Here is a 23,083-nt window from a genome sequence, read left to right on the forward strand (position 1 = left end):
AACATTCATAATTAGAAGAGAATGATCGTTGAGTTAACGCACGCTCACAACAAGAGCAATTGCTCTTAGGGAGGCATGATTGGGATGAAAAAAGAACATATCGTACACTTCAAGGTTATTCACGGTAAAGAGGCCAAGGAATTCCGAGGACTGCTATTTCTGGAGGAAGATCAGGAACCAAATGCAGAAGACTATGCTCACTTCTTGAAGGAATACGGACATGAAATTACCGGTTTAATAGATCCCCAGAATTTTATTTATGAAGCTATGAGGGATGGGGAAACTTACAAAATCGATGTGCTTGAGAACCATGAGAAGAGCAGTCGTGACCCTGAAGCAGAACATCTGGCAAAAAGCTTTATGAAGCATGATTATTGATTGAAAATGATTGTTGATGAAATAGGGGTTAATGCCAATGGGGAGTGCTTGCTGCTCCCTTATTTTGCTATGCGGAAATATGCACTACAAAGCGGCGCTCGGGATGGGTGATGGCAGAGGCTTTGTACGAAAAATCATACAAATCGGCGCATGAGATGGGCGATGGCAGAGGGTTGTACGAAATATCATACAAATCAGCGCACGAGATGGACGGTCGCATAGGTATTGTACGAAATATCATACAAAAGGGCATTGCAGATGGACGATCGCAGAGGTTTTGTACGAAATATCATACAAATCGGCGTAGCAGATGGACGGTTTTATTATGAAGTTTAGCAAGTATAAATATGTGTTGTAGAGCGCACTACTCCATCTGATACGTTTGTTTGCAGATCGGTATAAATTAGGCGTTACTCCTTTTTGTTTCTTAAAGAGCTGAGAAAAGTACGGAGCACTAAAACCGCCGATGGTGTTCTCCCGGTAGGGAGGACGCCTTACCTTTTGAATGTAAATGTCTGGTGAATTTAAAAAGATTAAGTCTGGTCACTGTCATTAAGCAAATAGCAGGATAGTGTGATAGAATATTTTTACAGGAGAACATATGTTTTGTACACTTTATTTTGTAATTATCTAGTGTTTATACAAATAAAATCAGTTGGTTACCAATAGCATTAAGCTATCGGGTGACGAAAGAATAAACCACCTTGTCGAAGGTGGTTTTGTTATGGTCAGATATTAATTTAGAATTTAAGAAAATCTAGATTTTAAATATTGCACCCACATCGCGTGCAACTCAGCTTCCGATACTTGAAATGCGCCTTGAAAATCAGTGGCATCGCTTATGAATTTGTTGAGCGCATCTGAACTGTAAGAATGAAGGAGATATTCTATGAGTAAATTCGAGAATGCATATCCTCCGATCTTCTCGAAATCCCACGTATCATTCGTTAAAGCTTGAAAGCTAGGGACGGCATCATTTTGAATCGCTTCGGAGGTGCTATACTGGATATATTCTTGCGACATTTGTTTGGCTTCATGTCCGCCGAGTCCATGAGTAAGCCATTTCGGTGCCAACGGATTGATATCCGTCACTAACCACATCGTAAACAAGCTTATCGTGTGTCGTAGAACCGATTGATACGAATGTTCAGGGCCCGGATTTAGTGGGGATACGATTTTAATTTTGTTGTGATCATAGGTACCCATGAACCAATTAGGCGCATCCGGTTCGCCTATTGCTTGATGAAAAGTGGACAGATCCGGATAGATTTCGATAGAGATTTTCTGTGAAGGTCGATGACGAAAGGTTGTAACAATTCGCTCAACATTGTTTTTCAGTTCTTCAAATAAGTCATGGTATACCTTGTTCATACCATCATTCTTGGTGGATGCCTCGTTTTTATCTACAATCGATATCATTTCTTTGATAGACATGATAGTTATGTCTCCCCATTCTTTTAATTCTTTTTTTAGTTTGTTTAAAGCACGGTAAAGTCTGTTCTTAACCGCGCTTTCAGGCATCCCAATGATTTTGGATATCTCCAATAAAGTGCAGTCGACGAAAAAACGCAATGATATGATTTGCTGATCTAATGCATTCAATTGGGCCAATGCAGCACTAATATCGATGCGGATATCGACATCTCTAGCTATATCGAGAGAAATCGATTGGGACTGAAAATCGATAATTTCTTGCATGATTTCTTTATTTCGTGATCTCTTACGATACTCGTTTTTGACAATATTCTGCGCGATTTTGAATATCCAAGTAAATATGCTGGAGTTATGATTAAATGAGCAATAGTTTTCCATTGCTTTTAAAAAAGCTTGTTGTGTTAAGTCATCGGCCGCTGCCGAATTTGTTTTTACTGCGATATAATTTCGAATTCTCTCTCGATATTGATCATAGATGGCTTCGAAATGCTGGATGTGCTCCTGCTCCTCCGGAAGAACAGGGATTTTCGTTTTGTCTTGAGCTCGTGACACCTGTAGTACCTCCTCCTGAACGTACAATTCCTTAGACACCGAAGGGAGGTAAAAAGCCACATCGTATTAAAATGATTTTTTTTGTGACGCTTTTCCACTGTTTCTAAACTTCGAAAGAGCGAAGCGGTATAGCAATAATAATGAGGTGATTATTAATGAGTTGGTTACAAGGTGGACCGTTTTTAGAACTTAGCTTCATATTTCATGAACCAACGATAATTGAAAATGTCATCTCTAAACTGAACAATATTGACGTTAAAATAGAAGTACACAACTCGCCAGAGTATATTCAGCAATTTTACGAGGGCTATCCTTTTGATGAGGATGATCCCCACAGTAAGATGATCCATCGAATAGAAATCAACTTAACAGTGCACACAACCCGACAACGGAGAGCTTTACTATTCGTTGAGAAAATAAGTTCGGAGTTATTGTCATTCTCAATGAGTTTTTTCGGAGCTAAAGAAGATGCTTCAGAGTGGAAACAGCCAGGTATAAGAGATGAAGAAATTGATGAGTTTATCTGTTTATTAATTTCACTTTATAGAACGTTAAATTTTAGCGTGGGTGGTTTAGCAATTGAAGAAGATATGATAGGTTTGTTTGATGTTAATGAAGCATGGCCAAATGAAAAATATAACTTTGCAAATCTTACTTTCAAAAATAAATTACATAAGTTTTATGCTATCTTAATAAATCAATCATTGAATGAAAAATTGCCAGAAGGACAGTGTATCCTTGATAATTCTTGTATGCTATATCGAAACGCATTGAACTAACAGGAGACTTTAGTTGAATTCCAAAGTCGAAGCTACCGGCATGAGTGGCAGCTTTTTGTTCAACTGCAGGAAAGTTCAACCGGTTCACCGAATAGTTAGCTCAAACCTTAAGTCGTAAGATTGCGGAGGGATTTATGGCACAGTTCCAAGTAATCCAAACATTGAAGACAGTTAATGCTTTTATCTTTCAAGGGGTTTTGTTAGAAGGGCAAATAAATAAAGGAATGGAAATCCATGTCTCCCTTAATAAATCTATGGATGTTGCTGGCGTAATAACTGAAATAAATAAATCTAATTGTCAATATGAAATCGTTATTGGATGTTCAGACTTAGAAGAGATAGACCTTTGGGATATGTTGAATTTGAAAGATGATGTAATACAAATAAAATAAGGATGATTGAACTAAAGGAGAACTATAGCTCAACATGTTCGGGGAATGAAATTGAAGAAATATTTTGGCGTAGAAAATTCGGTTGGTTTAGCCTACTCACAGTTGGAGTGAAAGATACGGTGTATGTTGCTGGACAAGGTCCCAATACCCTAGAGTGTTCAGAAGAGGAACAAATTAAGCAAACCATATTCATTAAAGATAGATTTGCACTTGAACCTTACCTAACGTAATGATTTATGATAAACATAACATCAGGATGAAATACGGTCTAACGACCAAATAAACGAACAAAAATTCGTAATCGGAGGAGAAATAATAATGAGAAAGCTCGTTCTATTTTTGCACGCATCGCTTGACGGTTTTGTAGAAGGACCGAATGGTGAAATGGACATTGGCTGGATTTCCTATGATGCTGATTTGGAGAAACATGCGAAAGAAATTCTGAGTACTGCCGACACTGTCATTTGGGGACGTGGGACTTATCAGATGATGCACAGTTACTGGCCATCTGTACCTTCGGACCCATCCGCTTCACAGCATGAACGGGATCATGCCGAGTGGATCGAAAAAACGGCCAAGATCGTTTTTTCCACGACGCTGGAGCATGTCGAATGGAATAATTCCAGACTCGTGAAAGAAGATGTCGAGGAAGAGATCAAGAATCTCAAACAGCAACCAGGCAAGGATATGGTCATCCTCGGAAGTCCTAGGTTAGCACACCACCTAATGCAGCTTGATTTAATTGATGAGTATAAAATTACGGTTTCTCCCGTCCTGATCGGTAAGGGATTGCCGTTATTCCAAGGTGTTAAGGAGAAGATCAATCTTAAACTAATCGAAAACAAAACCTTTGATTCTGGAGCCATAGGCCTCGCTTACCAGACGGTTAGATGACCTTGTTTCTTTAGGTGATTACGCTAGTAACTGTTTAATATATGAGTTATTGATGAGCGTGCACATTCGTGACTTGTGAAAAGAAGCCTGCAGCCTACTTGTCAAAACGGTAGCTGCGGGCTTCTTCTTGAGATGATGGGTCAGGAGCGTTCGGTGCTGCCAGGTTGGTCTATTTGAGGACTTGAGCCTACCCGGGAAGCCGCGCCGGCGCTGAAGTAACCGAAGGCCCCGGCCGATATGAGCGCGGCGACGGCGACGCCGGCGGCACCAATCCATGTGATGGCGGTCAATGAAGCACTTTCCACGATGATGCCGCCGATACCCGCGCCGGCAGCCATGGCCAACTGCAGGACGGAGCTGTTGAGACTAAGCATAATGCTGGTCGCTTCAGGCGCGAGTGAGATCAGATGATACTGTTGCGTCGGGCCAGACGACCAGGCGGATAGTGACCAGAGCATGAGCAGGGGGAACATCAGCGACGGCGAATGCGCGGCAAACGAAATCACGACTAGCCAGACTGAATGGAACAGCATGCCGGTCACGAGAGTACGCTTGAATCCCCAACGGTCGGTACTAAAGCCGCCCAGCTTGGAGCCGATCAGACTGGCGATTCCGAACGCAAGCAGTGCGATGCTTACGAGTTTCTCGCTCATTCCAGTAATATCAAGCAGGAAGGGAGAAATGTACGTATAAGTGATGGAGTAACCGCCGAGCCAGAAAAATGTAATGCCAAGTGCGACGGCGATTTTCGGATTCTTGAGTAGCTTGAGTTGGTCGCGCAGCGGTACAGGCTGCTCACCATCCGTCCTCGGAATCGCAAAGACGATGAGCAGAAGCGCTAACAGTCCGAGAAATCCGATGCCGCCGAAAACCAGTTTCCAGTCATAAGCAGAAGCGACTAGTCTGCCGAGGGGTACGCCGACGATCAGCGCGGTACTGAAGCCCATGACGAGCGTGGCGATGGCGCTGCCCTGCTTCTCCGCTGGGGCGAGCTTCGAAGCGACCGTGAGTGCAGTGACGACAAATACGCCACTGCTGAGCGCTACGATAACGCGGGAAACGATGAGGGCGGCGAAGCCGGAGAAAAAGTAAGCCGCGACGTTGCCAACGATAAATACCGAGAGCGCGTATAGCATCAGCTTTTTGCGGTCGACTTTGGCGGCGGCTGCCATCAGGAATGGCGTCCCGAACCCGTAAGCAAGGGAGAAGACGGTGATTAGCTGTCCTGCCGCAGAAACCGAGACACCGATATCGTCGGATACTTTATCCAGAATGCCGGCAATAATGAATTCTGATGTGCCGACCAGAAAGCTGACTAAAGCCAGCATATATATTTTCAAATTGTAAGACAAACGTTCCAACTCCTTATCCTTATCTCTTTTTAAAATAATAATTTTATATTTCTAGATATATAGAAATAAACTGCAAACGATAAACGCATATCCCATAAGACTACGGTTCCTTATCCGTATTTCTCTTCATAATAATTTCGTATTTCTAAATATATCGAAATAATGAATGCAAAAAGGGCTATCCCAGAAGATAAGGGGCATACTTCAGAGCAATTTCTTTATTGACACTGTAATAAATATACGTACCGTCTTTTCGCAGCGAGAGAAGGCCGCATTCTGTGAGCTGTTTCAAGTGATGAGACAGCGTTGAATTTGGAACGGAATCAAGTTTATTACCGATGTCGGAACAACAGAGACTCGTTTCTTCCTTAAGAAGCATCGCTATTTTGATCCGGGTCGGCTCTCCGAGTGCTTTGTACACTTTCACTGCTTGTTTGATTTCCTCGTTATCCTCGACCATGGGTTCTCACCGCCTTTGCAAATGTATTTCGAAATTTATGGAAACAAGAATAACATACCTCGGCAGCCGTTGTAAATAGTTGATTCGAGTTAGTGGGTTCTACGTTCTTACTTGCATATAGATTCATTTCGAATTTAGTCATTTGAGGCGGCGGGTTAATGCCCAGAATAGAAGAGCCGAAGCACTGACAATTGCGCCTAACAAGCACACTCCGTTCCAACCTGTGTAAGCATAGACACTGGTAGATGCGATTGACCCGGTGGCGCTGCCAATAGAATAGAAAATCATGTAACCAGCAGTAAGCCTGCTGCGTGCCTCGGGAACTAACGGAAGGATCATGCTCTGGTTAGTGACATGTACGGCCTGTACTGCCAAGTCAAGAAGGACAATACCGATGATTAATGCGAGCAGCGAATGTTGAGTATAACTTATTGGCAACCATGATATAAGCAATAGTATCAATGCCACGCCTGTTGTCCTTTGCCCTAAACCTCGATCGGCAAGGCGACCTGCTCGTGCTGCTGCTAGTGCCCCTGTAACTCCAGCGAGACCAAACGCTCCAATCGCAGTATGTGAAAGAGAGAGCGGTGGAGTGCTGAGAGGCAGCACTAGGGAAGTCCATAATATACTGAAAGCGGTAAAAATCATAAGACATAATGCAGCACGGATTCTCAGGATTCGTTCTTGTGCGAACAACGTGAGCAGTGAACGAAGTAACTGCAGGTAGGACAATGATTCTTTGCTGCGCTCATCATGCGGCAGCACCCGAAACAATACACATGCCATGATTAGCGTTAATAGCGCAGAGACAAGGTAGACAGAACGCCAGCCGGCTAAATCCGTTAATATTCCAGCGAAAGTTCGCGCCAGTAGAATACCAATTACGATGCCACTTGTCACAACTCCTACAGTACGCCCACGTTCGGATGGGGCAGCTAAAGTTGCCGCGAATGCAACGAGCGTCTGTGTCACTACAGCAAGCAATCCAATCGCAGCTATACCTATGAATAACACTATGTTGTTGGGGGCGGTGCCAACGACAATTAAAGCCACCACAGACACTAGCATCTGTCCAGCTATTAGCCAACGTCGATTTAATAAATCACCGAGTGGCACTAGCAATAGCAGTCCAATTGCGTAACAAGCTTGAGTGATTGTAACAACAATGCCGACGGATGAATGAGTAATGCCAAATTCGTTTGAAATAGCGTCCAGCAGCGGTTGCGCATAATATATGTTGGCGACTGCCAGTCCGCAGGCGATTGCAAATAAGAATGCCATTTTACGAGACATTAAAGATACGGGCATTGATCCTGATGCTATTAGCGTGTCTTGAGCTAGGTCAACATGATTGTCTTTGTCATCCATGGTAATGATAGCTGGTTCTTCAACAACCTTTTCCAAACATAACGCCTCCTTAGATTTCCTGTTATAACATACTGATTGGTATGAAATTATGTTTGGCAAATATAACTCCAAAAAAGATTTCTGTCAACAAATTCCTATATAGACCAGGGTGTAAACTGTATAAGCTTAATTTAATTGACAGGTTTGTCTTATTTTCATAAAATAATATTATACCAATAAGTATGAAAAGAGGGGGACGATATGGCTCGACAACGCGAATTTGATAGGGAAAAGGCATTGGATGCAGCTATGCATCTATTTTGGGAAAAAGGGTTTGAAGCTGCCTCTTTAAGCGACTTAACATCAAGAATGGGCATTCAGAGACCAAGCATATACTCCACCTTTGGAGACAAAAAAGGACTATTCGAAGCTGCTTTGCGCAAATATACAAGCGCCCATGCTGCATATGTTCGCGCCAATCTTCAGAATAATTCTTCTGTTAAAGAGGCATTCCGTGCTTTTTTTGAAAATATAGTGGCAAAGGAATATGGAAAAAGTCCAAACTGGGGTTGTTTTTGCATCAATTCGATGGTGGAACTCTCGCCACATGATGAGAAATTTGAAATCCTAACAAGGGAACATCAGATGTATCTATCGGTAATATTTCAAGAAACGATTGAGCGAGGTTTGCGCTCAGGGGAGCTTGAAAGCGGTATAAACGCTAAGCGTTTAGCACAAACATTAGTCGTTTCTTTGATAGGACTTACAGTGTTTATGAAATCTCGTCCAGAACGATTGTTTGTTGATAATTCGGTAAAGGAAATACTTACATTATTAAGATGATTTCTGCAAATAGGTGCTTCAACATCTATTCGCGAAATAATCGGCTTCAAGGAAGTTTGGTAAAAAGGAAAATAATCCACGGGATTCGTGGATCATTTTCCTTTTTATATAGGAGAGTATTCGATTGCCGAACAGAAGGAGCGGATCAGCCACGACGCGTAAGCTCTGCCCTTGATAACGTAACTTTTCAGAGTCTTTTTACGTCATGATTTTATAAAATGGGAATTTACTGGAGGGATAGCTTGAGAAAGACTACAATACTACTTTTTTTAGTATTGACTATGACGAGCTGTGGTTTAATTGAATCTAAACAAGAAACCCCTATTGAGATGGTAGCATATGCTGCTCTTACTGATGAAGAATCGGAATTAATACCTGTAAGCCCTAAAGATTCTATTGTAAATAAAGTAACGGTGAATGACGAAATAAAAGCTGTGATTGATAAAAAATATAATAAAGAAGAAGTATACTCCGTTACTTTTAAACACACTGAAAATAATTCTTCAGGGAACCTTGTAGTTTTTGTTGATTTGGATAAAAAAACTATTGTCGGTAAAATTAAACAAGGCCTTACATAAAATATGATTTATTAAGCCATTAGCGCCATAAACCGCCTTATACATCAAGGCGGTTTTCTTATGCTTAAAAATCAACATTAGAGCTTAATCAAGTTTACAGATCGATTTTCCAGTTCCCCATCATCTTGGCGACTTCCGGGTCATGGTACGATAAGAAAAGACTTTTCCGCGTATCGAGAGTGGAAATTTGTTCGATGTCGTCCTTGCTCAATTCAAAATCGAAAATGTTAAAGTTCTCGACGATCCTTTCTTTTTTCACCGACTTCGGGATTACAACGACTCCACGCTGAACAAGCCAGCGAAGCACAACTTGGGCGACGGACTTGTTGTGTTTTTCTGCAATTGAGGCCAGCACTTCGTTCCCAAACAAGTTGTTAAGTCCTTCAGCGAATGGTGCCCATGACTGGTGCTGCACTCCCTGCTCTTTCATAAAAGCGGTGCTCTCGATCTGATGATAGAACGGGTGCGTTTCGATTTGATTGACGGCGGGCACGATTTCGTTATGCACGATAAGGTCCATCAAACGGTCGGGCAGGAAATTGCTGACCCCGATTGCCTTGATTTTGCCTTCACGGTACAGCTCTTCCATTGCACGCCAAGCGCCATAGTAATCGCCGAAAGGCTGGTGAATAAGGTATAAATCCAGATAGTCGAGCTGGAGTTTCTTCAGGGATTTGGCAAACGCCAGCTTGGCACTCTCGTAGTTGGCATCCTGAACCCAAAGCTTGGTTGTGATGAACAGCTCCTCACGTGGTATACCGCTGCGCTTGATCGCACGACCCACCGCTTCCTCATTCAGATAACCGGAGGCAGTATCGATTAAGCGGTAACCAGCTACCAGCGCTTCATATACGGCCTTCTCGCATTCTTCAGCATCAGGAACTTGGTAAACACCGAAGCCGATGATCGGCATTTTCACACCATTGTTTAATGTTACGGATTGCATTGTAATTCCTCCCAGTGTTCAAATGTATAACAGCAAACGGCGTTCCCCCTAAATCGGACGCTGTAGCGGGGGTTCCAGTTACGACCCGTTTGCGTTACACTAAGCTTAGAACCTTCGTGTAACACGAAGTCAAGCTATTATAATATTTATTTTCCAAGGGGGGATTCACATGTATACAGTCAAAGAAGCCGTTCAAATAACGGGACTCACCGAGCACGCAGTACGCTTTTACACGGATAAAGGTCTGGTGCCAAGCGTACAACGTAATAAAAACAATATTCGGATGTTTGATGATGAATCGATCAACTGGCTGCATGGCATCAAATGCCTCAAGCAATCCGGGATGCCGATTGAAGTTATCAAAATGTACGTTGATCTCTGTCTTGAAGGGGATACGACCCTCTCACAACGTTATTCACTCATGATGGAGCATAAAAAGGAGGCGATCGCTAGGCTTGAAGAAGCCAAACAGCACGTTGCCCATTTGGAACAAAAAACCCTACTATATCAGGCCATTCTGGAGCACAACTCTCCAGACACGATGAATCCTGGTAACTGGGACAAAATCAAGCATATGCATAGTGACGTATTTTACTCGAAGAGGTAATTGACTTATGAACAAATTAATTCGTCCAATCCTTCGTCAAAGACTAGGAATTCCAGAAAATGAACCAATTACGTTCGAGAAATTAGATGATGTCTTAATCAAGATGGCCAAAGAAATACCCTTTGAAAATCTGAGCATTATTGAGAATCGAAACACTCCTATCACTATGGACAATCTATATAACAAAATGATCCTTCGTAAAGAGGGAGGCTTGTGCTATGAACTGAATACGGTTCTTTATTACTTCCTATGCGAGAACGGATTTCATGCAACGATGATTAGAGGTATCACCTATGACCATAATGAAAACCAATGGAGCGCTAGTGGAAGAACGCATATCATCAATTTAATTGAACACAATGGGCAACCGTATATTGTCGACTCTGGATTTGGAGGGAACCTCCCTTTAAAACCGGTTCCTTTAAATGGGGATGTCGTTGTATCGGACAACGGCGAATTTAGAGTGGAAAAAGTAAACAATGAGCACGGAGATTGCCTGCTGCATATGAAGTTGAAGCATAAACATGATGATTGGAATGTAGGATATGCATTTGATTCAACCAAGGAGATAAAGGACTTGTCAGAATTAGATGACGTACAGAGCATAATCACTCACCATCCGCAATCACGCTTTAACAAGAAACCCTTATTGACTAAACGAACAGATCGAGGGACTATTACGTTAACGAATTCTTCCTTTACGCAGTGGATAGATGGTATCGAACATAAACAAGAGGTTAATGATGAAATGTTTAAAGAGTTACTGAAGACGCATTTTGACTGGAAGTTCTAAATCAATTTAAAAAAGGCGTTCTCTCCATTGAGAGGGCGCCTTTTACATATCAATATTGATGATGACTACGGACACAAAACCAAGCGCTCAGAAGGTTTCAACTCCTTACTGTTTCGCCTTTCGAGCGCTTCTAAAGATTGATTTCGGGGAGGTACAAGGAGATATAAGACTGAGGTTTACTGGAACAATAGTCATTCTATTGCCCGATTTGACAAAAAAAGCCGCAATTCGCGGTTTTTTTATGCTGTTCAGAGCCTCATTGAGGTAAAATTGACCTGTACGAGAATAAGAATGAAAGATATTTATTTTTATGTCGAATATCAGGCAGGCAAACCTTGGAATATAGTCGAATTATAGAAGGCGGGCGTAGTTAAATTTACCTAGGTGTTGAGGTGTCGGCAGGAATGAGTTTAAACATATTCATCCGGATTTTTCTGATCATAGCGACTATCTTCCTGATCTTGCCGAATCCCGCGGGAGCATACCCGGCTTCGGCAGATTCTTCAATCTCATCCTGGCAGATCAAATGGGAGACGAAAGCGGATCGGCTTGCAGTGCCCGATCAGGCGTTGAAAGCTGATGGGTGGCAGGACATACAGGCATCGGAGCCGGCAGTATCCAAACCGGAACATGCGGTGTCCGCATGGATCCGAATCAAGCTTCCCGAATTCGGAAAGAACCAAGGGGTGTTCTTTCATTCGATTTATGCGCAGAACATCACCGTTTTTCTGGGTGGGGAAGAGGTCTTTCATTCGGAACGCAAACATTGGTTCGATCTGAACCGCGTTTTGATTCCGCTTGAGAATTATAATACCGGCCAAGAGCTAGTCATGCATCTGGAAAGCCAAACGGACAGATTGGGCCTCGGACGCGGAATTAATATCTCGGATTACCAGGATCTCATGCGTTTGTACGCGAAATTCGATTTACTCGACATCATCTTGGGCAGCGCTTTTGTATTCATCGCCTTTGTCATGCTCGTATGCTCGGTTTTTCTCGATCGGAATCTGTTGAAGATCTGGCTCGCGCTGTGCTTTATCATTCTGCCGATCGGCGGGTTATTGATCGGGTACTCGCCGTTCCTGTACACCTTCTACGGAGAGTACGGTTTCATTTATCAAGGGATGTTCGATCTGTCTTTATACTTGTTCTTGCCGTCCTTGATGATATTTTTTGAGCTGTTGTTCGGAAGCGGCTATCGAGGCATCGTCAAGCATTTCCGCCGGCTCCAGATCGCCTATTCCAGCTTTGGAATCATTGCGTTGACCGTCAACTGGGCGTCGGTTTATGCGTTTCAGCACTTTTACTTTTTCGTATCGGTTACGTTTATCGGCATGATCATGCTGGCCCAATTTATCCTGATAATCATCATTCTGGTCAGGCAACTGTGGAATCGTAATATCGATTCGATTATCCTCTCTATCGGATTGGCTATTTTTGCATCGGTCAGCGTGGCGGAATTGTTGAAATTCTACGCGTCTTCCAAGACGTACGACCTGTCGTGGTGGAAATGGGGGCTGGTTGCCTTCGTGCTATCGCTCATCGTGCTGCTCGGGCGTCGAATCTCCTATCAACATAAATTGATCATTACCTACTCGCGGGATTTGGAAAATTACAACTCCGAGCTGCAGCGTTCGGAGAAAATGGAGATTATCAGCCAGCTAGCGGCTTCCGTAGCGCACGAGGTCCGCAACCCGCTTCAGGTCACGCGCGGCATGCTGCAAATACTCGAGAAACGCCACGTCATCGCGCCGAATACCGAAAACTTTTACAAGCTTGCCATCGACGAGCTTGACCGAGCTTCGACGATCATTACCGATTTCCTTACCTTTGCGAAGCCGCAGATGGAACAGGTGCACGAATTGGATTTAGCGGATGAATTCAAGCACGTGGAAGGCATTATCGTCCCCCTGGCCAACCTTCAGGGCGGCCGCTTGGAGATGAGCGTGCCTCGTTCGCTGCGGATCATAGGTAATTCCTCGAAGTTGAAGCAGGCATTGATTAACATCATTAAGAATAGCATCGAAGCGCTGGAAGGCTCCGGCGTCGTGAAGATTTGGGCATACGAGGAACGCGAACAGGTCGTCATTCATATTGCGGACAGTGGCGCCGGGATGGATGAGCGTATACTCGAAAGGTTGGGGGAACCATATTTCACCAACAAAACCAAGGGAACCGGTCTTGGGCTCATGGTGACGTTCAGGATCATCGAGGTCATGCAGGGGACGATAAAATTCAAGAGTCAGAAGGGCGTCGGCACCGAAGCGATGATTCGTTTCCCGGCTGCGCGCTATATAGAAACAAACGCGAAGGTCTCTATATGACCTTCGCGTTTGTTTGTATGAATATTAGACTGTAACAAAACGATCACGTATGCTGATAGCCTGGCTTTAAAGGAACTCACCGCGCCGCTAAAGGACAGCACAATTGTCTCGTCTTCCACTGAGCATTACCAAGTACTGAGTTCGCTTTCCGTTGTAGCGGTGTCACCCGGATTCGGAGGGATGACGAGCGCGAGCTTGGAAGGCGTTTCTTCGATGACGACCAGTTCCACGTCTTCCGGCAAAGTCAGATTGAAAGCTTCTTTCAACGCTGCTTTGGGGTCCGCCAGCAATTTGGCTTTGAAAGATTCGTCGGACCATGCTTTCTCGATAATCTGTTGCTGCAACTCTTGTTCAGACATCGGGCTGCACCTCTTTAATAGGAATATACTACCATGAAAAAGTTTATCACTATTATTAGGACAAATCTACCATGAATCGCTAGAATGTGACAATTATTGCGCTGAAAAAAGGGAAATTTGACGGAAACCTCCGCTGCCGATCGTGCTGTTGTCATCATCCAATGCCACTTTTCCGGCAAATTTTCAACATCGTTATTTAGCATGTTAATTGCCGGAAATGGAAGGTTTATTTTGCGAAAGCCAGTACGTAAATCCGCCACCGAGCAGTTGTAACTTCATTTGGCTTAAATGATCGCCCGCCTCCGTCAGCTTGTCAGCTAAATGAGAATGGAACGCGGCCAAATGGGGAAGAGAAAGCTCCAGTCTAACAAAAGCCTCGCCATTCGCTTGCGTAATCTGCGAGTAACGGCTTAAGGCGTTGTCGATGTAGATGGCATTCCTGATATCGGTTCTAGTAATCAGGGAAGGGGACACCGCTTTCTCGGAAGCAATCATGCCGATCAGGCTGTTGGCGTTATGCAAGTCGAAGTCCTCTTCCCAATCGGCCCAATCGTCAGACAGTTGCAGCGTAGCCAATACAAGATCGACTGCCTCGGAAACGGCGGGTTCAAGCTCGCGGCGACCGGCGAGAAGCAAGGCGCCGGTGCTCGCCAATTTGACGGGCGCCGCCTTTTGCGCGAGCTTGGCCGGAGATAGGCTGACGGAAGTACTCTCATAGGCAACTTCAATGGACCAGTCCGTCACGTAAGAGCGGTAATAGTTCCAAAAAGGGGAGCTGCTTTCAAACATCGCGCGGTACAGGTCCAGCATGCTTAGATGAAACAAATTACCAAGTGCCAGCTGTTCTTTCCAATCGGACGGGGCGGTATCCATGAGATCGTCCTGGATGAAAAAATATAGCATGACGAATACGTTGGCGAGCGACAAATCGCGATAACACCGTGAATCCAACTCTGTAATGGGCTGCATCCAAAACGGAAGCAAGTAGCAGATATGGTTCTTCGTTCCGGAAGGATTCAGCGGGTTGAAGGCTTGCAAATATTCGCGCCCTTTGTCATTTAGCGGTGCCGGGAAGGCATCGATCAGCCGTTCCGCTTCCCGGAACACGTGGGCAAGTTCATGTTCGTAATCGGATCTCCATGACATCGTATCCTGGTCCTCCCTGATGGATAATCAAATGCGTTGAAACGATAAGGCGAACATGCCGGCCCCATAGGAGAAAGACTTCTCTCTAAGCCAGTGGTTCAATTCCTGCTTTCGCTCATCGGACAGATGATCGCTTTGCATGATCCGGGTCACAGTTTCCATGTAGCGGTGCATCAGCCGCTTCGTTTCGCCGTCTTCAGCCAGGATGCGATAAGGCTGCAGCTTCGTTCGCCAGCCACCGAAGGCCGCCGTTAATTCAACCAGCCGATTGCCGACTGGCTTCGGGAAGCGATCCAGCAGCGGCTTGCGCGAAGCCCGGAATAACGATTCGAATCGAGGCAGGCAGTCAGCGGGCAAGGGACCGGTTGCGTCGTCGTCCAAATCGATGACGATGATCAAGGAATCGGCATGGGTAACGGTTCGCAGCCAAGTCAGAAAATGCCCGAAGTCAGGGAGATGTAGGGCGACCAGCCTAGCGATGACGACATCGAACGGCTCGGCCCATGGCGTCCGTTCCCGATAATCCGAATTAACAAATTGCAGGCCTGGTGCGGTTCTTGCCGCAGCAAAACGGTAAATGCGTTCGTCCTTCTCGAGACCGATGCAACTTAAGTGCGGGTAGTCCTGTTTGACCGCCTCCAAATAGGCACCGTTTCCGCAGCCAATATCGAGTACGGACGAAGCAACTTGAAGCGGCTCATGCAGGACCAGCGAACGCTCGCGCTCATAGAAGAGCTGCACGGTCAGAGAAAGCATATCGTTGAACAACTTCGTAGAATCGTCAATGCCCAGCGTTACCAGCTCCTTATCGGCTATATGTTTGACTAGATTAAGTATAAGGTGAAGGATGCGTTCGAAGTAGGTCCGGTACATTCATCTGGCTTTCCATGATTTCAAATATTCGTTAGGCAGCATTCATTTCCTGCCCGAAGGGATGGCGATCCAACAAACGTACATGACTTAGATGGCATTCTGAGAAGATGAAAAAGAAAGAAGGGCACCCTGTACTCGTATTCGAGGTAGCATCAGGTATGATATTCTATCAAAGATAACCATAATTTTAGATATCAAGTTAAACATCTAGAGACTAGTGATCAATACAATGGGGCGTATGTAAGATTCAAGTCGTGATCCGTCACCAGAGGAAGGAAAAATATTTTCTACCAATGTAGAAATCGGTCCATCTGAAACGACATCATAGTGTAACCACAATCAAGTTATAACTTTAAGGAGGAATTTGTATGAGTTACACGTTGATGTTGTTCGAGAGCCATGAAGATTTTGAGGCAAGAAAGGATCCGGCAAGGCAGGAACAATATTTGGCAGGATGGAGGCATTATACACGTGCTATGCAGGAGGCTGGAATTGTCGTGTATGGTGCAGGTCTCTACGCGCCAGAAACAGCTGCAACGATGAAGCGGCATGGCGGCGAGACGGTCGTTCAGGACGGTCCGTTCGCTGAGACGAAAGAACAGCTCGGCGGAATTATGGTGATTGATGTTCCAGACATAGACACTGCATTAGAGTGGGCGGCTCGAGCACCTGTCGCTACGGTTGAGGTTAGACAGAACATTCCACAGTTGAAGTAAATAGGCTATGGAAATTAATCAGGTCATTGAGAAAACAGCGCGTGATGCTTATGGCCGATTGCTCTCTTATATGGCCGTTAATTGGCGGGATCTTCAGGCTGTTGAGGATGCGATCGGGGATGCTTTTCTCGCCGCGCTAGAAACTTGGCCTAAGGTCGGTATTCCTGATAAGCCGGAAGCATGGCTCGTTACTGCCGCCCATAGGAGGTTAATCGACCGAGCGCGACGAGCTCGTATATCTGAGAATGCGCTGCCGACACTCCATGCCATGTCGGAGGATGCTCAGTATCTGACTTCGTCTAACGCGGCTTTTCCAGACGAACGGCTGAAGATGATGTTTCTGTGCACGCATCCAACTATTGATGCTGTGATGCGAACGCCTCTTATGCTGCAGACGGTGCTCGGCATTGATGCAGCTCGAATCGCGTCCGCATTCGTCACTAAGCCTTCCACCATGAGTCAGCGACTTACCCGGGCAAAAGCCAAAATCCGTGCCGAACGCCTCACTTTTGAAATGCCTGATGCAGAAGAGATTCCAGATCGTCTCGAGCCTGTATTGGAGGCTATCTATGCTGCTTATGGGAGCGGGTGGGATGAGGCAACAATTGCTGATTCCCCTCGTAAGGGATTGACGGAGGAAGCTATTTATCTAGGAAAGCTGCTTCTTGGATTCGCACCTCGCGAACCTGAAGTTTACGGTCTTCTGGCTCTTATGCTGCACTGTGAGGCTCGCCGTGCGGCGCGGCATGACGATGAGGGGAACTATATTCCCCTCTCCGAGCAAGATTGCACGCGATGGGATCAACGTCTCATCATGGAGGCAGAGCATTATCTACATACCGCTTCTCAAGGCGGTCGGATTGGCCGTTTTCAACTTATGGCTGCGATCCAATCGGTACATGCACATCGTTCATGGACGGGGTGTATCGAGTGGGCTGCCATTGCGCAGTTGTACGAGGGCCTCGTTCGTAATCACCCCACACTGGGAGCGATGGTCGGTCGGGCAGCTGCGGTCGCGGAAGCTTACGGACCCGAACACGGAGTTACCTTGTTAGAAGCTATACCGTTTGAAGATGTGGTGAACTATCAGCCCTATTGGGCGCTTTCCGGTCATCTGTACAAGCAGATGAATCGCAACGAGGTTGCCCTTGCTGCCTATAGCCGTGCGATTGGACTTAGCACCGATAGGTCCGTTCGACAATTTTTAAGCCGACAAGCTTCCGTATTATAAAGATGCAACTATATATTTGGTCATCTTAGGGTACCCTGTGGGTGCCCTATTTGCCGTAAAAGATAGTGTGAAGATTCAACGACCCTTCATGTAAAATTTTAGTTGACCAGTGTGATACAAATAATTAATCTAAAATAAGGAAAATAATTCCGATTATAAAGGAAGGTTGGGGATATGGCAGAATGCCAAGTCTACTAGTGAATAATAGGTCCATATGCTGATACGACAAGCGGTTACGAATGATATCACGCAGTTTATTTATTTTCGTAAGTTACTGTTGGGCGGGGAAGACAACAATGGTATGGATGAAGCATTCAGAAGCCATTTTCAATCGGGATTATCAGATGGGTCACTTGTTGCATGGGTTGCTGATGATAAAGGGGTTGTTATTTCAACCGTATGTTTTTCCCTATGCCGATTGATGCCACGGTTTGATAACCCTTCTGGAATAGTTGCATACATGAGTAATGTTTACACTTTACCGGACTTTCGTCGTCAAGGCATAGCATCCAAGCTTATTAGTGAAGCAATAGGGGATTTGAAGATGCAAGGGATAAGAAAGATTCTGCTGCATTCGTCAGACATGGCTAAACCGGTATATGAAGGTCTTGGGTTTATTGAAGGCAAGAACTATATGTCCATCAATATTTAATGCTAGACCTACACCTAATAAGGGGGCATTAACATGGAACGTTTGAATGATGAAGTGGGTACCTTTGGTCGGACGGGCAGCAGGATTGAAAAAAGAGTAGGTTCGATTTTTATCCATGTTTCGGATATGAAGAGATCAGTGGAATGGTATAGCCATGTGTTGGAACTGCCTTTCAACGATGATTATTTGGAGAAGCGGCTGTCTACGGTTTACTCCTTACCTGTCGATGGAACGGAGATCCTGTTGGATTCCAATCACGGTGCGTCACCTGGCCCTCAACCTTTGATGTTCTTCAAGTCAGATGATATTCAGCAGTCGCTTCAATTTTTGAAAGAAAACGACATTGTCATTCATCATGAGGCACTAGAGCACAACATCATCATTATCGAGGACCCTGATGGAAACAAATTAATGTTGATTGAGATGTAGTAACTAAAAAAAGGAGTTGATTCCGTTGATGGAGCAGTCTCTTGAACAAGACGTAAAGATGAAAATAAACACGGGTCCAACTTTGTTGCTTGTATCCAATTTGATTAATTCGAGAAGATATTATGAAGAGGTTCTAGGATGTCAGCATGATGATTGTGGTCATACAACACGCGAAGGATTATTTCTATTAATGTACGAAGCGGATAATGATCGAGATGTAAAGCCAATCAGTAATATCGCCGGCGGTCCGCCGTGGGATATATTGGTTTACACGAATTCTCAAGAAGAGCTTTATGAAGAATTCAAAGCAAAAGGAGCCGTCTTTGCTTCAGAACTTAATATATCGGAATCGGGTTGGAAGGAATTTATCGTTCAAGATTTAGATGGTTATAAGATTGGTTTTGGAAGTTAATATTCAAAGGTTAACAGTAGATTGATCACCGGAGGTTATGATGAACAAAGAACCCGTCACACTTAACATTTTGCTGTACGAGCATTGAACTTATCTAGATATTTCTGAAAGCCGTCTACCATCCAGAGACCTTCAGAATAGGTGAACAAACCTATGCTCTTCCCGTATTTTTAGACACGTATTGGTTTTATGTGAATACCGATTTGTTGAAAAAATTAAATCTGCAGATGCCGTCTAACGATTGGACATATGATGAAATGGTTGAACTTGCGACTAAGGCGACAGATGTTTCGATACAGCAATACGGTCTTGATTTTAGTCCGCCTATCACGTGGTATGTCAAATGTTTATATTCAATCGCGAATGGTCATGCGGAACATCCTTTCTTCATGAACGGGGATTTGACGGAAAGCGTTATTGATACACCTGAAGTCATTGCGGACCTTCAATGGCTTTACGATCTTGTCAACAAACACCAGGTGATTATTAATGAGAAGTTAATAGGCACTTTTCCGATTCAGCCGTTTTTTGAAGGGAAAACATTGTTACTTGCCGCAGAGTACCCGCCAGATCCGAGTTGGAAGTTCGACTGGGACGTATTGCCGATGCCGAGAGGGACTAAGAAGCAAGCTACCATGCATCAAATTACACCAATGGGAATACTTCAAGCCTCGCAATACAAAGAAGAGGCTTACAAATTCATTAGCTTCTTCTATGAGTTAGAAACACAAAAGTTTCTAGCGGATGAGGCAAAAGTGACAACTGTTCGTCACCCAGAGCTGGATCATTACTACGATGAAATCAGCCACTGGAAAGGGAAGAATGTAGAGGCGATTAAACTTTCCAATACGATAGGTTATTTGGACCCGATTGTAATGGATACGGTTTATCATAAACAATATCTGCCGCTTTATCATGACAATAGCTGGAAGTTGTTTTCTGGAGAATTTAGTTTCAGTGATGTAACAAAAGAAATTGATAATTGGAGTAAAAATAAAGTTAAGTTTAATACAAATAGCTAGCGGCGTTGTTGCGCTCATGAGAAGGAGGAATGAGAATATGCGAACGAATGAAGATATTAAACCGGAGGAAAGAATGGAGGACATCACCGGAATCACATGTATATACGTCCCGGTGAATGATGTTTACGAGTCTATTAAGTGGTATCAACAGAACTTCGGATGTCAACCAACAGCCCACAATGAAGTGAAACCTGGGATGGAAATTGCTATATTGAGATTTCCCGATCAGAATGGCCAGTTCCAAGAAGCCGGTATGAGGTCAACAGTACCCGCTATTTTTCTTATGGGAGGCGGAGGAGGGGCAACGCAAGCAGCGGGGAGTTATGGCTTTACATATGACAACGGTTACCGACAACCACTAGCTTGTTTCATTACTCCTCGTATTCAAGAAATGTACAATCGTTTTAAGGAAAACGGGGTCAATATCATAACCGAGATTCCAGAAAACGGACCTGTTGGACCTATCTTTAGTTTTACTGATTTGGAAGGGAATCTGTTCGAGTTATGGCAACCTTGATGTTCTAACGAACAGGAACATTCATTCAACTACAGAAGGAGCAGTTGCCACCGTGGCAACTGCTCCTTTGTTTTTAGTGAAAAGACAGAATTCATTAGATTAATACTAGATAATCTACATGAACCGCATCACAGAGACTTGTCGTCCACGCTTTCCAGCCAATCCTCGATGGTGCCGATGACGGAGGATAAGCAGCTATCTTCGAACGGCGAGATCAGGCCGGCTGCGCTGACGAGTTCCGTGAAGGAGAGGCTGCCGCCGAGACGACATAGGCCGAGGTAGTCGTTCCATGCGGCTTCGCGGTCTTCGCGGGACTTCTTCCAGAATTGGAACGCACAGATCTGTGCCAGCGTGTAGTCGATGTAGTAGAACGGCGAGTTGAAAATATGTCCCTGCTTATGCCAGAAGCCGCCTGCCGACAGGTATGCGTTGTCCGCGTAATCGCGATGGGGGAGGTATTTCTTCTCGATTTCACGCCACGCCTGCTTCCGCTCGGTTGGCGTCGCATCCGGATTCGCATACACGTAATGTTGAAATTCATCCACGGTCACGCCGTACGGAATGAAGATGAGCGAGCTGGCAAGATGGTCGAATCGGTATTTGTCAGCGTCCTCCTTGAAGAACAGTTCCATCCACGGCCAAGTTAGAAACTCCATGCTCATGGAATGGATCTCGCACGCTTCGTAGGTCGGGAAGGCATACTCCGGCACCGCGTAGCCACGGCTCTCGTACACCTGGAACGCATGCCCCGCCTCGTGCGTCAGTACGTCGATATCGCCGGAGGTGCCATTGAAGTTCGAGAAAATGTACGGCGACTTGTGCTCGCTGATATACGTGCAGTAACCGCCGCCTTGCTTACCCTTCTTGGCGACAAGGTCCATCAGCTCGTTGTCCTGCATGAACCGGAAGAACGCGCCCGTCTCCGGCGACAGCTCTGCGTACATCTTCGCGCCTCCGGCCACGATCCAGTCAGGGTCGCCCTTCGGCGTCGCGTTGCCGGACAGGAAGGCGAGGTTCTCGTCGTAATAGAGCAGATTGTCGACCCCAATGCGGCTCCGCTGACGTTCCTTGAGATTCGTCACAGCCGGCACAATATGGTCCTGTACCTGTTTGCGGAAGTTCGCAATCATATTCGCGTCGTAGTCGGTCCGACTCATACGGGCGTAGCCGAGCTCGATGAAGTTGTCGAAGCCGAGCTTCTTGGCGATGCGAGTACGTACCTTAACCAGATCATCATAGATGCGGTCGAAGGTCGCTTCGTTCTCCGCCATGAAGCCGGAGGACGCTTCGGCAGCGCGTCTGCGCATATCGCGGTCGGTCGATTGCTGGAACGGACCGAGTTGTGCGAGAGTTCGTTCTTCGCCTTCGAATCGTATTTTTGCAGAAGCGATAAGCTTGGAATATTCCGTCGTTAATTTGTTCTCCTGCTGGAGATCTTCGATAACCTCTGGGCTGAACGTATTCAGTGACAGTTCGGCTAGCCGGAACAGCTGTCGTCCCCATTTGTCCTCTAATTCGGAACGGAACTTCGAACCGACAAGGGCTCGGTAATAGTCTGTCAAGAATTCCTGCACAATCGGGCCGTTCTCGTCGAAGAAGTCCTGTTCGGCTTTGTAGAATTCGTCGTTCGTATCGATGGAGTGGCGAATGCTTGCGATCGTCTGCATCGTGTCGAACTCGCTGCGGAGCTTGTTCATGCCTGCCATCGCTGCGTCCTGCTCCTCGTAGCTGCCCGCTGAGGCGAATGCGCCCAACAGCTCCTTGAACTTCACCTCGAACGCCTTCACATCCGGCCTCTCGTATGTATACTCGCTAAATCTCATGCACCATGCACCACCCTCCGATTTTTAAGACTAATGCGTCTAACCTCAGGCCATGTTGTTCGAACGGCTTGCTCACCAGCAAGTCCATAGCCTAGCCCAATATACGCAGCAGCCATGGTTCCATTATACCGCATTCCCTGCAGGCTAGGTTAACGTATCCAATTTTGGGCCAATAACCAGTTGACTTCCAAAAACCGTCTGTGGTACATTGTGTATGCACAACA

26 protein-coding genes are annotated in these 23,083 nt (G+C 45.2%); 16 read left to right on the plus strand and 10 right to left on the minus strand.

What is annotated here, in order from left to right:
• The first annotated feature begins 84 nt into the window (after positions 1-84).
• A complete protein-coding gene (locus H8B09_RS06335) occupies positions 85-378 on the plus strand; it encodes a hypothetical protein (RefSeq protein WP_191202559.1) in 294 nt (97 codons plus the stop codon).
• Between the two features lie 237 nt (positions 379-615).
• Here the strand turns inward: H8B09_RS06335 and H8B09_RS31180 are convergent, their stop codons facing one another.
• On the minus strand, positions 616-912 hold the full coding sequence (locus H8B09_RS31180; RefSeq protein WP_397376051.1) for a helix-turn-helix transcriptional regulator: 297 nt from the start codon (positions 910-912) through the stop codon (positions 616-618).
• Between the two features lie 213 nt (positions 913-1,125).
• Positions 1,126-2,364, minus strand: a complete 1,239-nt coding sequence (locus tag H8B09_RS06340; RefSeq protein WP_191202560.1) for an RNA polymerase sigma factor — start codon at positions 2,362-2,364, stop codon at positions 1,126-1,128.
• A 155-nt stretch (positions 2,365-2,519) separates the two neighbouring features.
• Between H8B09_RS06340 and H8B09_RS06345 the strand changes: the two genes are divergently transcribed.
• From H8B09_RS06345 to H8B09_RS06360, 3 genes are all read left to right on the plus strand, one after another.
• Entirely contained in the window at positions 2,520-3,143 is a 624-nt protein-coding gene (locus tag H8B09_RS06345) for a hypothetical protein (protein WP_191202561.1), read from the plus strand.
• Between the two features lie 134 nt (positions 3,144-3,277).
• On the plus strand, positions 3,278-3,535 hold the full coding sequence (locus H8B09_RS06350) for a hypothetical protein (protein ID WP_191202562.1): 258 nt from the start codon (positions 3,278-3,280) through the stop codon (positions 3,533-3,535).
• Positions 3,536-3,853: 318 nt separating this feature from the next.
• Positions 3,854-4,429: a dihydrofolate reductase family protein gene (locus tag H8B09_RS06360; RefSeq protein WP_191202564.1), complete on the plus strand. Its 576-nt coding sequence runs from the start codon at positions 3,854-3,856 to the stop codon at positions 4,427-4,429.
• Between the two features lie 140 nt (positions 4,430-4,569).
• On the opposite strand, the gene H8B09_RS06365 is transcribed toward H8B09_RS06360, so the two are convergent.
• From H8B09_RS06365 to H8B09_RS06375, 3 genes are all read right to left on the minus strand, one after another.
• Positions 4,570-5,781, minus strand: coding sequence for an MFS transporter (locus tag H8B09_RS06365; protein WP_191202565.1), 1,212 nt, complete (start codon positions 5,779-5,781; stop codon positions 4,570-4,572).
• Positions 5,782-5,959: 178 nt separating this feature from the next.
• A complete protein-coding gene (locus H8B09_RS06370; protein ID WP_191202566.1) occupies positions 5,960-6,241 on the minus strand; it encodes an ArsR/SmtB family transcription factor in 282 nt (93 codons plus the stop codon).
• 138 nt (positions 6,242-6,379) lie between these two features.
• A complete protein-coding gene (locus H8B09_RS06375) occupies positions 6,380-7,549 on the minus strand; it encodes an MFS transporter (protein ID WP_224753376.1) in 1,170 nt (389 codons plus the stop codon).
• Between the two features lie 300 nt (positions 7,550-7,849).
• Between H8B09_RS06375 and H8B09_RS06380 the strand changes: the two genes are divergently transcribed.
• Both H8B09_RS06380 and H8B09_RS06385 read left to right on the plus strand, forming a co-directional pair.
• The gene (locus H8B09_RS06380) at positions 7,850-8,431 is read left to right on the plus strand and encodes a TetR/AcrR family transcriptional regulator (RefSeq protein ID WP_191202567.1); all 582 of its coding nucleotides are present in this window, start codon (positions 7,850-7,852) and stop codon (positions 8,429-8,431) included.
• Between the two features lie 242 nt (positions 8,432-8,673).
• Positions 8,674-9,009 carry a hypothetical protein gene (locus H8B09_RS06385; protein WP_224753277.1) on the plus strand — a complete coding sequence of 112 codons (336 nt, stop codon included), beginning with the start codon at positions 8,674-8,676 and terminating at the stop codon, positions 9,007-9,009.
• A 94-nt stretch (positions 9,010-9,103) separates the two neighbouring features.
• Here the strand turns inward: H8B09_RS06385 and H8B09_RS06390 are convergent, their stop codons facing one another.
• The gene (locus tag H8B09_RS06390) at positions 9,104-9,955 is read right to left on the minus strand and encodes an aldo/keto reductase (protein WP_191202569.1); all 852 of its coding nucleotides are present in this window, start codon (positions 9,953-9,955) and stop codon (positions 9,104-9,106) included.
• A gap of 169 nt (positions 9,956-10,124) precedes the next feature.
• On the opposite strand from H8B09_RS06390, the gene H8B09_RS06395 reads away from it, so the two are divergent.
• The 3 genes from H8B09_RS06395 to H8B09_RS06405 all read left to right on the plus strand — a co-directional run bounded on the left by H8B09_RS06395 (position 10,125) and on the right by H8B09_RS06405 (position 13,679).
• Positions 10,125-10,562 (plus strand): MerR family transcriptional regulator, encoded by a 438-nt coding sequence (locus H8B09_RS06395; protein WP_191202570.1) that lies wholly within the window; start codon positions 10,125-10,127, stop codon positions 10,560-10,562.
• Between the two features lie 7 nt (positions 10,563-10,569).
• Positions 10,570-11,355, plus strand: a complete 786-nt coding sequence (locus tag H8B09_RS06400) for an arylamine N-acetyltransferase family protein (protein ID WP_191202571.1) — start codon at positions 10,570-10,572, stop codon at positions 11,353-11,355.
• Positions 11,356-11,759: 404 nt separating this feature from the next.
• Positions 11,760-13,679: an ATP-binding protein gene (locus tag H8B09_RS06405; protein ID WP_191202572.1), complete on the plus strand. Its 1,920-nt coding sequence runs from the start codon at positions 11,760-11,762 to the stop codon at positions 13,677-13,679.
• Between the two features lie 125 nt (positions 13,680-13,804).
• On the opposite strand, the gene H8B09_RS06410 is transcribed toward H8B09_RS06405, so the two are convergent.
• From H8B09_RS06410 to H8B09_RS06420, 3 genes are all read right to left on the minus strand, one after another.
• Positions 13,805-14,038, minus strand: a complete 234-nt coding sequence (locus H8B09_RS06410; protein WP_191202573.1) for an NHLP leader peptide family RiPP precursor — start codon at positions 14,036-14,038, stop codon at positions 13,805-13,807.
• A 204-nt stretch (positions 14,039-14,242) separates the two neighbouring features.
• Positions 14,243-15,184, minus strand: coding sequence for a hypothetical protein (locus H8B09_RS06415; protein WP_191202574.1), 942 nt, complete (start codon positions 15,182-15,184; stop codon positions 14,243-14,245).
• Between the two features lie 27 nt (positions 15,185-15,211).
• The gene (locus H8B09_RS06420; protein ID WP_191202575.1) at positions 15,212-16,057 is read right to left on the minus strand and encodes a class I SAM-dependent methyltransferase; all 846 of its coding nucleotides are present in this window, start codon (positions 16,055-16,057) and stop codon (positions 15,212-15,214) included.
• A gap of 368 nt (positions 16,058-16,425) precedes the next feature.
• Between H8B09_RS06420 and H8B09_RS06425 the strand changes: the two genes are divergently transcribed.
• The 7 genes from H8B09_RS06425 to H8B09_RS06455 all read left to right on the plus strand — a co-directional run bounded on the left by H8B09_RS06425 (position 16,426) and on the right by H8B09_RS06455 (position 21,036).
• Positions 16,426-16,773 carry a YciI family protein gene (locus H8B09_RS06425; protein ID WP_191202576.1) on the plus strand — a complete coding sequence of 116 codons (348 nt, stop codon included), beginning with the start codon at positions 16,426-16,428 and terminating at the stop codon, positions 16,771-16,773.
• A gap of 7 nt (positions 16,774-16,780) precedes the next feature.
• Positions 16,781-18,004: an RNA polymerase sigma factor gene (locus H8B09_RS06430; RefSeq protein WP_191202577.1), complete on the plus strand. Its 1,224-nt coding sequence runs from the start codon at positions 16,781-16,783 to the stop codon at positions 18,002-18,004.
• Positions 18,005-18,218: 214 nt separating this feature from the next.
• Entirely contained in the window at positions 18,219-18,656 is a 438-nt protein-coding gene (locus tag H8B09_RS06435) for a GNAT family N-acetyltransferase (protein ID WP_191202578.1), read from the plus strand.
• Between the two features lie 33 nt (positions 18,657-18,689).
• Entirely contained in the window at positions 18,690-19,085 is a 396-nt protein-coding gene (locus H8B09_RS06440) for a VOC family protein (RefSeq protein ID WP_191202579.1), read from the plus strand.
• 25 nt (positions 19,086-19,110) lie between these two features.
• Positions 19,111-19,497 carry a VOC family protein gene (locus H8B09_RS06445; RefSeq protein ID WP_191202580.1) on the plus strand — a complete coding sequence of 129 codons (387 nt, stop codon included), beginning with the start codon at positions 19,111-19,113 and terminating at the stop codon, positions 19,495-19,497.
• A 104-nt stretch (positions 19,498-19,601) separates the two neighbouring features.
• Positions 19,602-20,519, plus strand: coding sequence for an extracellular solute-binding protein (locus tag H8B09_RS06450; protein WP_224753377.1), 918 nt, complete (start codon positions 19,602-19,604; stop codon positions 20,517-20,519).
• Between the two features lie 37 nt (positions 20,520-20,556).
• Positions 20,557-21,036: a VOC family protein gene (locus tag H8B09_RS06455; RefSeq protein ID WP_191202581.1), complete on the plus strand. Its 480-nt coding sequence runs from the start codon at positions 20,557-20,559 to the stop codon at positions 21,034-21,036.
• A gap of 128 nt (positions 21,037-21,164) precedes the next feature.
• Here H8B09_RS06455 and H8B09_RS06460 read toward each other — a convergent pair whose 3' ends face one another.
• Positions 21,165-22,859, minus strand: a complete 1,695-nt coding sequence (locus H8B09_RS06460; protein WP_191202582.1) for a M3 family oligoendopeptidase — start codon at positions 22,857-22,859, stop codon at positions 21,165-21,167.
• Positions 22,860-23,083: the final 224 nt, after the last annotated feature.

The organism is Paenibacillus terricola (assembly GCF_014779765.1).
Classification (GTDB): domain Bacteria; phylum Bacillota; class Bacilli; order Paenibacillales; family Paenibacillaceae; genus Paenibacillus_T; species Paenibacillus_T terricola.